Raw genomic sequence first — 14,714 nt, forward strand, 5'->3', positions numbered from 1 at the left:
TTTTGTTCTAACCCATGCTATACTAGCTATGTTGTCCAACCGATACCCGGCAACGGGAGGAGGTGATCTACATGGAAATTGCAATCTCTTTTCTTGTCTCCTGCATGGCTGGTGTAGCTTGCCACTTCATCATCAAATGGTTAGACGGCGACAAGTAGGGCAACACTGACCTGGTGGTTTCTTGTCCACTATAAATAAACAAGAAGAAGCCCCCAGTATTCGCAGTACTGAGGGCTTCACTCTTTTTTGTCCACATGGACTTGCAATCTCTTTTGCCTACGGCAATTATAGCATATGCAAATCTTGAAATCAATATACCAACTTACTTGAAATCTAAGAAATTTTCCGCTGTTTGTCGTAAAATTGGCATAAAACTGTATTTTGCTAGTTTTCTATATGTTTCTAAATACTGTAAAATCAATGGTTGCAAGCATTCACACAATAAATATGCTATGTTTTCATTCATAACACAATGTCCAATTTTAGCACGCATCCACGCAAATAGCAAATTTATTTTAAATTGTTTTAAAATTTTCCTTTTTTTGCTTGCAAAATGTTTTTCCATCTGTTAGAATATGAACTGTTGAAAAAAAGCGTCAAGGAGGTGCTATCATGGCTAAATGCGCAATTTGTGAAAAAGGTGCTCATTTCGGAAATAATGTGAGTCATTCCCATAGAAGATCCAATAAGATGTGGAAATCAAACGTGAAATCCGTTAAGGTTAAAACTGAAGGCGGAGCTAAGAAAATGTACGTATGTACTTCCTGCTTAAGATCCGGAAACGTTGAAAGAGCCTAAGAAACACCTGCCCTCACAGTTTTGTGGGGGCTATTTTTTTGTTTCCCGAATAAGCATTTTCTAAGTGTGTTTGAAAATCATTCTCGCAAAGTGTGGCGCACATTTTGCAGAAAGCCTTTTTCAACAAACTCCAGAGCAGCTTCTCCCAGACAGATATTATTTTAATAAATGGATAGTTACATAAAATGTAAATGGGTATGAAAGGATTCGCTGATAATCTTTTCATACCCATTTTATTTACAAAATAAATGATAGCCACACAGCATACACAAAGCTGCTGCAATCAGAAGTGCGGTGGTCTCGGAGACAAGCAAGCCGATCACCATTCCAAGTCCGATGAAAAACAGCATAAAACCAAGAGCTTTTCCCATAATTCATACAGCCTTGCCTCTTTGGTTTAGTATATTTTATGCTGAAATGCCACATCTGAACACATTAACTTCTAAAATAACCGCCTGCAGCTTTTATAATCAGTTACTCGATCAGACACGATCTAGTTCTCTTCAGAATCTACAGTTTCATCCGCGCTGTTATCTCCGCCAGGTGCGAAGCGGTTTACAAAGTCAGGAACCATATCCAGAACTTTAGTAAGACCATCCTGGTTCTTTACGTTTACAAGCTTGGTGGTACCATTCTGGATTACCAGAACTGCGCATGGGGTCATCTTTCCGGCGAGACCTCCGCCGCCATTGTTCTTTTTATCACCTGCAAATGCACCAGCGCCTACACCAAAGGATACATCCACCAGTGGAAGTATAATGGTGTCTCCTACATGGATCGCATCTCCTACCACTGTCTTCGCAGATACAAATCCATCCATTCCCTTAAACAGGGAGCTTACGGTTTCTTTAAAGTTGTTTTCGTTTTCCATTTCTAGTCCTCCTTATGCTTCCATCGGTTGATAACGTATTTTATATTTTTATTGAAGTAAATCTCTATTGCTGCCTTGATAAGCACAATGCCATAAATACGACCTTTCAGAAATACATTTCCAGTCAGCTGGTTCTCTCCATCAAAAAGCGGATTCACATGAATCCTGTTCTTGTGAAATGGAAAGGTCATACCAAGCACTGCCAGAACTGTCCCGGTAATGGCCGGATCATCGCATCCAAAAGTAACATCACCTTCCAATTTCGTTGGAAGTACATGATGGAGCAGACCTTTTGCATCTTTCCATATAAGAGAAATTGCAGCCTTGGTCCGTTCATTGGTAAGAAATTCTTTCCACCAGCCAAGCTTATCTGTGATTCCTGAAATTGTTTTCTTTATATTTTTAATTTTCTCAATTATACCTTTAATTATTGAAATAACCTTATTCCACAGATTACCCGGGAATCGGATTATTTTGCTTAGTATTTCCCAAATACGCGTAATTAAGCCGGACTTTGAAGCAGATTTGATATTTTCTTCCTGCTTCTCTGCTGATGGCTTCCCTGTCTGCGGTTCTGCTGTATTATTTTCCAACAGCACCGCCTCAGTTTTTGGCGCATGATCTTGAAAATTCTCTGCTGCATGTGCTTCAGGCTGAGATGCTTTCTTCTCAGTTTCTATGCGAGACTCTGCCATCTGCTTAGTTTTCTCTTCAGCAACAGCATTACTCACATTCGACTCTTCACCAGAAGCTTCTTTTACATCTGGCTTTTTTGTTCTGTTCTCCTGAGATATTCCCTTCGTTTGCGCAGATTTCTTTTTCCTCTTCTTTGCCTTACTCCTGGAGGTTTGGCTGACGGAGTTCTTTCTTCTGCCGCCTTTTAGCTTCTTAAGCCAGCCTTTTATAGTTTCTAATGAAACTCCAAAAAACAGGATCACCAGCTTTCCTTCTCCATTATGAAAGCAAAACCTGACGCCTATGACGTGGAACAGCCAGGTAATTCTGGCTTCCAGTTCTGTCTCCTTGAAGCTGCCGGTCTCCTTCACAGCCCTCGCCTGGTAGCGTACCGGGCAGAACAACAGAAGAAGCACTGCCAGAAGCGCAAGTCCCAGCAGGATTCCCAGTATGATCAATATAAACTTTATGAGGATCCACAGTATATGTAACATGCGCTCACCTGTTCTTAAAATATTCTTTTACCTGAAATGCACCTGTCTCCCCGTAAATATTCTTCACAATATCTACTGCCAGATCAATGGCTTCGTCTTTTCCCTTCGCCATACCAACAATCTCAGGACATCTGGCATAATAGCTCTTCTGGATCAGCATGTAGGACGGTACAATTTCAAGAAGATTTCCCGGATTCTCAGACAATGTGACCAGATAAACACCAAAAGCCACCCTGCCTGCGTCAATCCTCCTCCGTGCTTTTGCCGCGTCTTTGATTCCTTCTCCCACATAATAGTCTTCTCGCCATTTCAGCATATTCGGCACAACTCTCCTTTGTTATTACTGCTTGACATACACCTTTTGTTATATTAATGATTCCCTTCTCTGGAAATTTTAAACATTTTGCAACTATTCCGCAAAGCATTTCTTGTGAACCTCGTTCACAGAACGAACCTGTCAGATGCTAGAGCGTGTTTGAAAAATCATTCCCTAAAGCGTGTTTGAAAAAGGCTTTCTGCAAGATGTGCGCCACAATTTGTGGGAGATTTTGTCCGGAGGAGGGCGCCGTAGCGGGCTACGGCAACCGAATTCGGGCAAAATATACCGCAAAGTGGGGCGTGCAGATTGCGGGAATGCTTTTTCAAACAGGCTCTAGCAACATTATCATATAATAAAGGCTGCGTAAATCAGCTACGCAGCCTTTATTCTCCCCATGAATCAGAAATATTTCTGCTGCCTGTCCCATAATCCGGCACTTCGCAGTTCCAGATATTCCTGGTACGCCTTCTCAACGATCTGCTTCTCGTTTGCAAAACGAAGCAGATGGTAAATCTCGTGAAACTTGTAATACCCGGAGTCCACGAAAAATTCCTCTCTTTGAGGCTTGCTATGATAATTATCCGCCGTCATAAGATACCAGTGTACCTCTTTATTGACCATGTCTTCCGGCACTGTGAAATTGTACTGGCTCTTGCCTACATACTTCACAATGGAAGCTCTGACATCAGCTTCCTCCTTCACTTCCCGCAATGCGGTCTGCTCATGAGTCTCTCCTGGCTCTACGGTTCCTTTCGGTAAAACCCAGCCTTCGTAACGGTTTTTGTAAGATTTATATAGTGCAAGAATCTTACCTCGATGAATTACCACACCGCCACAGCTCGTTGCTTCTATCATGCTGCAATCCTCCTGTAATGCGTGTGTTTTCTAAACTGTATATAGTATACCTCTTTTTCAGAAAACTGGCAACAGGGAATATCATATAGATTGCTGTTAGCTGGCGTGATAAGCATCAAAAATCTGTCCCGCAATCGGAACTGCTGCCTCACTGCCGGAACCGCCATTCTCCACGATCACGGCAACCACCAGATCCGGATCATCCACATTGGAATAGCCGATAAACCAGGAATGGCTGTGTCCTTCCTCGTCAAACTCTGCGGAACCAGTCTTACCTGCTACTGTATAGCTTCTGCCGGAAAGTGCGGAAGCTGTACCGGAATCAACCACCTGTTTCATTAATTTGCCAAGAAGATTGGCCTCATTGGAACTCATCAGCCGTTTATAAGCTACCGGTTCTGTCTTTTTTACTGAATCGCCATTGTCATTTACCACCTCGTCAATAAGATAAGGTTTCATCAGAACACCGTCATTTGCAATGGCACAGGTGATCAATGCCATATGCATAGGAGACACAAGAGTATTGCCTTGTCCAATGGCAGTCTGCATGATCAGAGGCGTTACGGAATCCGCATCAAGGGAAAAGCTGCTGGTTCTGTAGGAGTTCAGCGGCAGACTCTTGTTAAACAGAAGATTCTCCGCAGTCTCGCGAAGAGACGCACCCCCAAGACCAACTCCAATATCTGCAAATGCACAGTTACAGGAATTTGCAAATGCAGAATAGAAATTCTCCTGCCCGTGAACTGTATTGTGATAACAGTGGATCGTGTGATCCTGCAAGGTGATACTTCCCTCACAGAGATAATTGTATCCCTCAAAAGTTCCTTTTTTGCGGAAATAGTCAAGTGCAGTCACAACCTTGAAGGTGGAACCTGGCGGATATGCACCATTTGTGGCTCTGTTCAGAAGACTGCTGTCATTCTCGTCGTTTACCAGATAGTCCCAATTATCCCCAATGGTATTGGGATCAAAATCAGGCTTGCTCACTTCTACAAGCCTTTTTCCGGTAGATGGTTCCATTACCACAACAGCCCCTCTTCTGTCACCCAATGCATTGTATGCAATGCTCTGAAGATTGGCATTCAGGGTAGATACAACCGTATCTCCTGTATTCTTCTCATTAAGGAACTGATTCTTCATCTGCGTCAGAAAAAAGGAATGGGAAGTCAGAAGGGTAAAGTTCGCCTCTGATTCCAGACCGCTTTTTCCATTGGTATCATAACCCACAACATGGGAGAACATATTGGAATATGGATAATTACGTGTCTCAGTTCCATCCTCACTTACATTGGTCTGCGCCAAAATCTGTCCGTCAGAAGACAGGATCTTACCTCGTACTACACGGTCGGAAAAGGAATCCTGTCTGGTATTGTAAGGGCTGTTAATAAAATCATCGCTTTTAAAGCCATCGAAATAAATCAGATACCCGATCATACTGATAAAAATAATCCCAAAGAAGATGGAAACAAAGGTATATTCTTTATTTCTGGCTTTGCGCTTTTTAGTAATCTCTTTCTTCCGCTGCCTCAACAGCTCTCTGTCTCGCTCTCTTTGCTGCCTCTCGTCGATGTCTCTCAATTTCTTCGTCCTCGTCCTCTCTATAAATATACAAGCCCTGGATAATAGCGATCATCAAAATCATACACATAATGGAACTTCCTCCATAGCTGACCAGAGGAAGAGTCACACCTGTCATAGGTATGAATTTGGTAGCACCTCCAATGGTAAGGAACACCTGAAACGCATATTCCGCACCAAGACCAATGGCGATCAGTTTATAAAATGGATTCTTGATCTGCAGGGCAATCTCCACGATAGTAAGGAAAAAGCTCATACACACAAAGATCAGGCAGATGGCAAAAATCCCGCCAAGCTCCTCGCAGATCGCACTGAAAATAAAGTCGTTTTTTACAACCGGAATTTTCTCCGGAGAGCCCTGGCAAAGTCCCATTCCAAACCATCCGCCTGTACCAATGGCAAACAGGGACTGTACAATCTGGTATCCTTCATTCTGATAAACTGCCATAGGATCTTTCCACGCACTGACACGCTGCCTTACATGACCAAACAGGTGATATGCCACTACAGCGCCTGCTGTACCGCCTGCAATTCCAATGCAAAGGTATGCCGGCTTCCTGGTTGATACATAGATCAGCACCAGATAAGCTGCAAAAAAGATTACAGCGCTTCCAAGATCTCTTGAAAGCACCAGGATTCCCACATGGAGACCTGCCACAACAGTAGCCAGCACAACTTTCTTAAAAGTTACCTCTCTTGCCAGAAGGGATGCCATAAAGAACACAAAGGTGAGCTTGATCACCTCGGAAGGCTGGATTCCCATCAGAGAAAGCTTGGCGCCGTAGCTTGTCTGTGCCAGAACAAGAACTGCTCCAAGAAGAACAATCCCAAGCCCTGCATACACCCAGGTAAGATCCTTGAGAAATTTCATCTTGCGGATCATAACCGGGATCACCAGCGCCACTGCACTTCCGCACGCAACGATCAAAAGCTGCTTATTGGCAGAGGCAATATCCAGCCTGCACAGCATTATAAATCCAACGCTTAAAAGCATGCACATATTATTTAAAAGCAGCATAGACGCATTTTTATAAATTCTGCGGTATAAAATAAGGATCGCAGCAAAATATATCATCATTTCTGCATAAAAGATGACAACCTTAAAATCAAAGGTTTTCAGAAAAATCACAACAAATGCGGTAAAATCCAGAAAAAAGGTTAAAGTGATCTGACTTCTTAAAAGTCCTTTCCTGTCTGAAGCGTGTTTCCCCACAACAAGGTAGTAGCACAAAACTGTGTACACGATCATCAGTGTCAGGATCACATATTTGGATAATTCAACAACAATATTAATCATACGCCTTTACTCGGCTCCTCTTTTAAAATGACCTTTTGTAAACTCATATTCGTGAGATACCTGGCTGCCATGATATGCAGCCACAAAGTCTTCCACGATCCGTTCTGTTTCTTCCCTGCTTTCTATGGTAAAAGCCAGTCTTACAGATGAAACACCAAGCTCTTTCACCCTGTCAGCTTCCTTCAAAAGACCGTATGGCAGACTGTTATAGATGATATTATAACACGACTCTGCCGCCTTTGTATTTCCCATTTTCCATGGACGACAATAACAGACTACAGGAAATTCCTTGTCATAACGGTCTTTCAGAACAAGCCTCTCCTCCTGTCCATTGCAGCCGAAAGTATTCTTTCGTACACACTGGGCGCTGTGCATAAGAGGCAGACGGCCGTAGACAATCATCTCGCTGCCTGCATTTTCTCTGTGGCGAAGTTCCTTCTCATTCAGCTCCAGGGGAACTGTATTTCGAAGGATTCCCTGATCTTTCCAGAAACGGATGGCTTCATCATTCCAGGTATACAGGGAGTGATCCAGCACACACTTGTCTGCCAGTCCCATCTGTGCCAGTGCACTGTAGGACTCCAGATTCCGCACAAGAAATCCGCTCAGCCCTGCTTCCAGCCACTTTTTCACCTGCTCCATATAGCCTTCCGGTGGATTTTCTCTTGTAATGTGAGGAAGAGAAAGATACATTTCTTTTCCATTGTCAAGACCTGTCTGCAAATGTTTCTCTATTAATGCGTAAGGAAGATAAATACCCTGGATTCCGTCTTTTGGGCAGAGGACTTCAGAAGCCTCCTCGCTTTCACAGGACACGTAAACCGGAATGTATTCCTCTTTTTTGCGGGGAACATTATCACAGGCCGCAATCGCACTGATTTTTGCCGGCGTCTCCTCCGCAATTCTCTTAACCCGCTCGTCTCCCACGTTTCGCCTGTATTTTTGTAAAAGCTTCTCCTTCAGATCCTCTAATGCCTGATGCCGCGCTTCATTTAAAATCTTCATGGGAACAAAAACGGAATTTTCCATATAAATTTCCAGTTTTTCCCATATAAATGAGGTGTTTCCCAGCTTGTCCATCTGCTGACGCACCCGCTCTTCCGTTACCGGCTGGCTCTTTGCGTATTGTACTTCTCCAACACATTCATATGCATCTTCCCCCTGACAGGAAACATGAAGAAGAACCGGAGAACCGGGGACAAGGTGAAGTTCGCCTGTAATTTTCTCTTTCAGCTGCTTCGTTTCCAGAAAAACTTCCCCCGTTTTTTTCTCATTTGTAAATGCCATCATCTGAGGACCATTTCCCATCTGATAGTAGCCTGTACAGGAACCGCCTCTATTAAACAGATCCAGAAGATATTTTTTATCTTTTTCTGTCACGTGATAATTCGCAGGTCCTTTTTCAAAAAGAAAATCCAGATATTTCCGATACATACCGGTAACGCCAGCAGTGTAAGCCGGCTGCTTCATTCTGCCCTCTATTTTCAGAGAGGTAACTCCCGCTTCTATAATTTCAGGTAAAATTTCAATGGTACAGATATCTTTCAGGCTTAACGGGCAGAATTCTCCTTTTCCATACTCTTTTGCCCTGAAATTCTTCACCTGGTATGGCAGACGGCAAGGCTGGGCACAACGACCTCTGTTTCCGCTTCTGCCTCCCAAAAGACTGCTCATCAGACATTGTCCTGAATAGCTGTAGCAAAGTGCTCCATGGACAAAAGCCTCTATCTCAATTGGGCAGGCTTCATGCATACGGGAAAGTTCCTGAAGGGAAAGTTCTCTTGCAGCTACCACCCGGGTCGCCCCCTGATCTGCCAGGAATTTCATTCCTTCCGGACCAGTTACAGTCATCTGCGTGCTGGCATGAAGGTGAAGTTTCGGAAATTCTTTTTTCAAAAGGGAAAATACTCCCATATCCTGGACGATCACTGCATCCAGGCCTGCATTGTAGTATGGTTCCAGATAGGAAACCAGTTCTTCTTTTAATTCTCTATTTTTTAACAGGGTATTGACCGTAAGATACAGCTTCTTACCATGAATATGCGCCACATCAATGGCGCGAAGAAGCTCTTCTTCGTTAAAATTCTGGGCATATGCTCTGGCTCCGAACATTGCACCGCCTACGTACACAGCGTCCGCACCTGCTCCAAGTGCAGCTTCAAAGCCTTCGTAGGAACCGGCAGGAGCCAGCAATTCTATGTTATTAGGATTCAAAGTTTGTCCTCCAATTTTTATGAGAATTTAAGGTTTCTTCAATGAAAACAGCCTCCACAATTCACAGCTTTTTCCTTTATGTATAGCAGGCCTAAATCTGCAAATTGCGAAAACGTTTTTTACACACTTTGATAAAGGAAAAGAGGAATCACCTAAGCAATCCCTCCTGCTATTATTTCAGCATTTCATCCAGTTCTTTTTCCAGTTCTTTTACTTTACCCTCCAGGAGATTCTTCTCGTCAAGGGCTTCCTGTTCATTCTTCTGTGCCTCTTCAATCTGCATACGAAGAGAAATAAGCTCATGCTTCAGATCATACATCTCCTGATCCTTCTGCTGCAGATCAAGTTCATAAGTCTCCACCTGCTTCTTCGCCTTGAAGTAATCGTCGGTAATGTTCAGGCTGAGAAGCATATGCTTGGTCTCCATAGGCTGTCTGCCGTATCCTGGCACAGTCTCCAGCTCTCCTATCTTCTTATTCATATATGATGCAACCTGCTGGAAATATTCCTCTGATTCATATCCTCCAAGGGTAATGATCTTACCCCCGATGATCACCTGTGCTGTATTCTTGACCGCCATTCGTTCAAGCCTCCTGTATCTTTATACTACCAGCTTCTCCTTACACTGTTACCCCCCAAATAATCCGCTGCTTTTCTTCTATAGACAGTAACCGTATCGCGGAATATTAGCAGAAAACAGCAACTTCATATTGTTACTGTTCACTCTGTGACCAGCAACACAATATGCCCGGAAAAACCAGTCTGTTTATTATCTTTTCGTATTACAATTTATGTAAGCACTCCTATTATAATCGAAAAATGTTGAAAAGTATAGGATTTTTTACAAAAGTTTATCTTTTATATTTCCGGAACAGGAAAACCAAGGTGTTCGTAAGCAAGTGCGGAGGCCATCCGCCCTCTCGGGGTGCGGTTCAGAAAGCCATTTTTCAGAAGGTACGGCTCATACACATCTTCTAAAGTACCGGAATCTTCACCGATGGCTGCTGCCAAAGTGTCAAGTCCAACAGGGCCGCCTTTGAAATTTACAATAAGAGTAGTCAGGATCTGGCGGTCCAGTTTGTCCAGACCATATTGATCTACCTCCAGAAGGTTCAAAGCAAAGCATGCAACATCGTAAGTGATCCTTCCATCATATTTCACCTGGGCAAAATCACGGACACGCTTTAACAGACGGTTTGCAAGACGGGGCGTTCCCCGGGAGCGCATGGCGATCTCTCCGGCACCTTTCACGTCAATTTCTACTCCAAGTACCTGGGCAGAGCGCATGATGATTGTGGTTAGTTCCTTCTTACTGTAAAATTCCAGATGATGAATCACACCAAAACGGTCACGGAGCGGCGCAGAAAGAAGCCCGGCTCTGGTGGTAGCACCTACAAGGGTAAATTTCGGCAAATCCAGTCGGATCGACCTGGCGGAAGCGCCCTTCCCGATCATAATATCGATGGCGAAATCCTCCATGGCAGGATAAAGCACCTCTTCCACCTGTCTGTTCAGGCGATGGATCTCGTCCACAAAAAGAATATCCCCTTCCTGAAGATTATTCAGAATCGCCGCCATTTCTCCAGGCTTCTCAATTGCAGGGCCGGAAGTCACTTTCATATGCACACCCATTTCATTGGCAATAATACCGGAAAGGGTAGTTTTTCCAAGTCCCGGAGGGCCATAGAAAAGGACATGGTCCAGGGAATCGTGACGCTGTTTGGCAGCTTCAATATATACTTTTAAGGTATTTTTGGTTTTTTCCTGGCCAATATACTCGTCCAGGGTCTGTGGGCGAAGATTCCCTTCCAGAGAAAAATCCTCTTCCATAACATCAGTGGTTATGATACGATTGTCCATTTTTTACCTCTTGAAATTAGTGTTTGCATTTATATACCGGGATGCATCTCATTCACGATAGCACCCTTTGCGAAAAAATTTATGGAATCTAAAAATTCTTCAATGCAGCTTTCAGGATTCCTTCTACATCCGTCGGCTCCACATCTGTCACCTTGCGCACTGCGCGGAGGGCATCTGTACTGCTGTAGCCAAGTGCCACCAGTGCTTCTACTGCTTCCTGTCTGGCATCTGTCATTCCTGCTCCAGCTGCAGCTGTAGTAGCCTGAGCCTGTTCATTGGCAAGCTTCTGCTCAAAGGCTTCTTCCAGACTGAGCTTATCCTTCAGCTCCAGGATCAGCTTCTGGGCTGTTTTTTTACCGATTCCAGGGGCTTTTGACAAAGTTTTCACATCATCGGAAAGAACAGCAAAGCGAAGCTCATCTGCAGTGATTCCTGCCAGAACTCCCAGAGCAGCTTTCGGTCCAACTCCGTTTACACCAAGAAGAAGTTTAAACACCTGTAAATCATCTTTATTGAAAAATCCATAGAGAACCATTGCATCTTCTCTTACCTGAAAATAAGTATGAAGCTTCACTTCCTGTCCAATGTGCAGCTGTGCCAGAGCGTTTCCGGTCATATTTATTTCAAATCCGATGCAATTTGATTCTATGATTGCAGAATTCTCGGTAAGGTCTGCTACTGTTCCTCGGATGAATGAGATCATGGGGAGGACCTCCTGTTTTATCTATTGTAAAGAGTTATATTCGAAATTCTTTGTCATCATACCATATTCCACCGAAAAAAGCAAACATTCATTCGATTTTTTCAAAAAGGACGCGCCGGCAAGCGATATATTTTCTTTTCATAATAATAAAATACTCCTTTCAGTTGCAGGAAGGAAACTTGCGGGCCCTTATTTCCTTGTCCGAAAGGAGTATAGCACTTTAATTTTCAGAAAATAATAGTAAAAGTGTAGTATTATTTTTTCTTTGTAAGAAGCCAGGCACTTGTCAGGGCTGTAAAAGGGGCAACTGTCACAAGCCCGAAGCTTCCAACTACAGTATCCAGTAATTCAGCCGCAACATATTTGTAATTCATAATATTATCAATTGGTGTTCCCTGTGCCATAAACGTCATCAAAAGAGCAATATAACCGCCAGAATAAGCAAGAAGCAATGTGGTAGTCATAGTTCCCATTGCTGCTCTGCCAACATTCATTCCTGATCTGGCTGCTTCTTTCCATCCAATATTCGGCTTTTTACAAATTACTTCATTTACTGCCGAAGTAATATCAACGGACAGATCCATCATAGCACCTGATGCTCCGATAAAAATACCGCTCATATAAATCTGAGAAAGATTCAGATTCTGATAACCAGCGTACAAAAGACTTTCCGAATATGCCATAACTGCTCCGTGAATTTTAAAAGCGTCTGTAAAAATACACCCCATAACACAAGTCACAAACACCCCCAGCAAAGCACCTGAAGATGCAGCCAGTGTTTTTCTGTCAAATCCGTACACCAAAAATATAATAAGAAGAGTAAGAAAGGCAGTCAACGCAATTCCCCACCATATTGGATTCGCACCTTTTAAATAAGCTGGTGTCAAAATTTTCCAGATTGCCAAAATTGTAATGAGAAACGAATATACTGCTCTTAAACCTGTTTTTCCTGCAAACCCGATTAAAAGCAAAACAAATAATCCAGCCAGAATAGCTTCTTTATCCAGACGATAATGGTCACTCATCATAATTGAAAGAATCTTATCTTTGCTATAACTGATTACTACATGGGCAACATCTCCTTGCTGAAATATTTTGTCCGCTTCCAAAGAGCCACTCAGCATATTTACTGCATCTGCAGTCTCATTTTTAAACTTTCCATCAAGTATTTTCACCTTACAATACTGCTCGCCTGACTGAATCAAGCCATTATTAATCACAGAGCTTTCATCTGTGGAAATCACCTTTGCTCTTACTCTGTCTGTTCCCTTATAAATAGCAGCATCCTCATAACCCGTTGGAAGAACTATGAGGATGAGGATTAACAATATTGCTATTATAGAAACAGAACTTTTTTTAAGTCTGTCTCTTACCATTTATTTTACTCCTGTAATTGCAGCCACTTTATTGAAAATATCGGTATTGTCATAATAGCCTTCAAACTGCTCCTGTCCGACTCCCATGGCAAATACTTCCACCGGAAGTCCTGTATGTGCATAAGATGCAAAATTAATGCCAGACTTGTTGTTCAGAATATGAGTAATTGTTACAGTAAGTGGTTCATAGCTTCCATACATCAGATATTCTTCCTGACCAAACTCTTCCTCTTCTCCTGTTCTGCTCATTGTTTCCTCATAAGCATTCTGAAGCTTCTGATACTCATAATCTGTCATTACAAGACTTCCCTTATCTTCTTCGCCTTCTGGGTGCACATCCTTGCTGTCAGCCTGATTTGAGGACTCTGTTGTACCAGTAGGTGCCTGCAAACCAAAGAGTTCTGTGATATCAGCCATTACTGTATCAAAATCAGTTTTGTTTTCTTTATATGCCGCTACATAATCAGAATCAAATTTTGCGTAAGAGATTTTCTGATTACTGATATTTGCAAGAAATGTATCATAGTCGGTGCCTGCAAATCCTATGGTAAGACCACCTGTCTCGTGATCACCTGTTACCAAAATCAAAGTTTCGTCTGGATGCTCGTTATAAAAATCAACAGCTTTTCCCACTGCCTCATCCATTGCAACAGTATCTGTAATAGTTGCAGCTGCATCATTTGCATGACAGGCCCAGTCAATTTTTCCTCCCTCAACCATCATGAAAAATCCAGTATCATTATCCAGAACTTCAATACCTTTTTTCACATAGTCAGAAAGACCCCATTCGCCATCTTCCAGATCCATATCATAGCTCATCGCATCGTCATCAGCAAGTGTCTCATCAATTACAATTGCTTTTCCATCTTCTGCAGTAAGATTTTCTGCCTCTGCTTTTGTCTTAATCACTTTATATCCAGCTTCCTGAGCAAGCTCATATAAATCTGTCTGGTCTCCCTCTGAACCAGTTGTTTTCTTAAGACCACCACCTGCAAAATAATCAAAATTACTTGCAATCAGTTCCTGACCAATTTCATAATAGTTATTTCGGGAAGCCTGATGAGCATAAAATGCAGCCGGTGTTGCATGATTTAAGTTTACGGAAGAAAGAATTCCAACCTTATAGCCAAGCTGTTTTTTTAATTTTTCAGCAATTGTCTCATAAGAAGTTTCCATCTTCTCATCCATATTGATTGTTCCACTGTAAGTCTTATGGCCTGTGGAAATGGAAGTAGCTGTAGAAGCGGAATCCGGACAGAATGAAGTGCTGTCATAGGTCTGCGCAGAGCCTGCTACCGGAAATTTCATCATATTCAGTTTGCTTTCACTTGTAAGAATATCATCTCCATCATCTTCAATTGCATTCAGATAATAGTTTGTTGTCTGAACCTGAGGATAACTCATTCCATCACCAATAAACAAGAAAATATATTTCGGAACTTTTGGTTCATCTGCTGCTGCACCCTGTGCCGGAACCGCACAAGCGGTCATTGCTGCTGCTAATAATAATGCGCTGATCTTTTTTGCTTTCATGTACATTTTCTCCTTCTTTTTCATAAAGCGATTAATTCGAACACGTATGATTTTATACATTATTTGTAAAATCCGCTGTTTTCCCCCTGTTAAATTCCGGCAAAAAATAAGCTGTCGGTGTAAAAAATCCTTTCACACTGA

Annotated in this window: 15 protein-coding genes; 2 read left to right on the forward strand and 13 right to left on the reverse strand. The window is 42.6% G+C overall.

Translation table 11 applies throughout. The features are described 5' to 3' along the window. Positions 1–612: 612 nt before the first annotated feature. Positions 613–798 carry a 50S ribosomal protein L28 gene (gene rpmB, locus LIZ66_RS04895; RefSeq protein ID WP_118578056.1) on the forward strand — a complete coding sequence of 62 codons (186 nt, stop codon included), beginning with the start codon at positions 613–615 and terminating at the stop codon, positions 796–798. 233 nt (positions 799–1,031) lie between these two features. Here rpmB and LIZ66_RS04900 read toward each other — a convergent pair whose 3' ends face one another. The 4 genes from LIZ66_RS04900 to LIZ66_RS04915 all read right to left on the reverse strand — a co-directional run bounded on the left by LIZ66_RS04900 (position 1,032) and on the right by LIZ66_RS04915 (position 3,154). After that, entirely contained in the window at positions 1,032–1,169 is a 138-nt protein-coding gene (locus tag LIZ66_RS04900; RefSeq protein WP_173715983.1) for a hypothetical protein, read from the reverse strand. Positions 1,170–1,291: 122 nt separating this feature from the next. After that, complete coding sequence (locus LIZ66_RS04905; protein WP_118578055.1) at positions 1,292–1,669, reverse strand: GerW family sporulation protein; 378 nt, start codon at positions 1,667–1,669, stop codon at positions 1,292–1,294. Positions 1,670–1,671: 2 nt separating this feature from the next. After that, positions 1,672–2,838, reverse strand: coding sequence for a DUF2953 domain-containing protein (locus LIZ66_RS04910; protein WP_227200512.1), 1,167 nt, complete (start codon positions 2,836–2,838; stop codon positions 1,672–1,674). 4 nt (positions 2,839–2,842) lie between these two features. Beyond that, positions 2,843–3,154 carry a hypothetical protein gene (locus LIZ66_RS04915; RefSeq protein WP_148462001.1) on the reverse strand — a complete coding sequence of 104 codons (312 nt, stop codon included), beginning with the start codon at positions 3,152–3,154 and terminating at the stop codon, positions 2,843–2,845. Between the two features lie 155 nt (positions 3,155–3,309). On the opposite strand from LIZ66_RS04915, the gene LIZ66_RS19830 reads away from it, so the two are divergent. Then, on the forward strand, positions 3,310–3,510 hold the full coding sequence (locus LIZ66_RS19830) for a DUF6783 domain-containing protein (protein ID WP_408611498.1): 201 nt from the start codon (positions 3,310–3,312) through the stop codon (positions 3,508–3,510). Positions 3,511–3,556: 46 nt separating this feature from the next. Here LIZ66_RS19830 and LIZ66_RS04920 read toward each other — a convergent pair whose 3' ends face one another. The 9 genes from LIZ66_RS04920 to LIZ66_RS04960 form a co-directional block, all read right to left on the reverse strand. Then, a complete protein-coding gene (locus tag LIZ66_RS04920) occupies positions 3,557–4,012 on the reverse strand; it encodes an NUDIX hydrolase (RefSeq protein WP_021925514.1) in 456 nt (151 codons plus the stop codon). Between the two features lie 96 nt (positions 4,013–4,108). Further along, the gene (locus LIZ66_RS04925; protein WP_173715982.1) at positions 4,109–5,590 is read right to left on the reverse strand and encodes a peptidoglycan D,D-transpeptidase FtsI family protein; all 1,482 of its coding nucleotides are present in this window, start codon (positions 5,588–5,590) and stop codon (positions 4,109–4,111) included. After that, positions 5,514–6,887, reverse strand: coding sequence for an FtsW/RodA/SpoVE family cell cycle protein (locus tag LIZ66_RS04930; RefSeq protein WP_118578052.1), 1,374 nt, complete (start codon positions 6,885–6,887; stop codon positions 5,514–5,516). The genes LIZ66_RS04925 and LIZ66_RS04930 overlap by 77 nt, the downstream gene beginning before the upstream one ends. A gap of 6 nt (positions 6,888–6,893) precedes the next feature. Beyond that, a complete protein-coding gene (locus LIZ66_RS04935; protein WP_226815009.1) occupies positions 6,894–9,101 on the reverse strand; it encodes a U32 family peptidase in 2,208 nt (735 codons plus the stop codon). Between the two features lie 172 nt (positions 9,102–9,273). Continuing rightward, positions 9,274–9,681: a cell division protein ZapA gene (gene zapA / locus LIZ66_RS04940; protein WP_021925518.1), complete on the reverse strand. Its 408-nt coding sequence runs from the start codon at positions 9,679–9,681 to the stop codon at positions 9,274–9,276. Between the two features lie 278 nt (positions 9,682–9,959). Beyond that, a complete protein-coding gene (ruvB, locus tag LIZ66_RS04945) occupies positions 9,960–10,961 on the reverse strand; it encodes a Holliday junction branch migration DNA helicase RuvB (protein WP_173715981.1) in 1,002 nt (333 codons plus the stop codon). Between the two features lie 88 nt (positions 10,962–11,049). Beyond that, complete coding sequence (ruvA, locus tag LIZ66_RS04950; RefSeq protein ID WP_118578051.1) at positions 11,050–11,664, reverse strand: Holliday junction branch migration protein RuvA; 615 nt, start codon at positions 11,662–11,664, stop codon at positions 11,050–11,052. A gap of 254 nt (positions 11,665–11,918) precedes the next feature. Continuing rightward, positions 11,919–13,040: a YibE/F family protein gene (locus LIZ66_RS04955; RefSeq protein WP_173715980.1), complete on the reverse strand. Its 1,122-nt coding sequence runs from the start codon at positions 13,038–13,040 to the stop codon at positions 11,919–11,921. Next, on the reverse strand, positions 13,041–14,573 hold the full coding sequence (locus LIZ66_RS04960; protein WP_330589364.1) for an alkaline phosphatase: 1,533 nt from the start codon (positions 14,571–14,573) through the stop codon (positions 13,041–13,043). It lies immediately after the preceding gene. Positions 14,574–14,714 lie beyond the last annotated feature (141 nt).

The sequence above is a fragment of the Blautia faecis genome (genome assembly GCF_020554845.1).
Taxonomy (GTDB): Bacteria; Bacillota; Clostridia; order Lachnospirales; family Lachnospiraceae; genus Blautia_A; species Blautia_A faecis.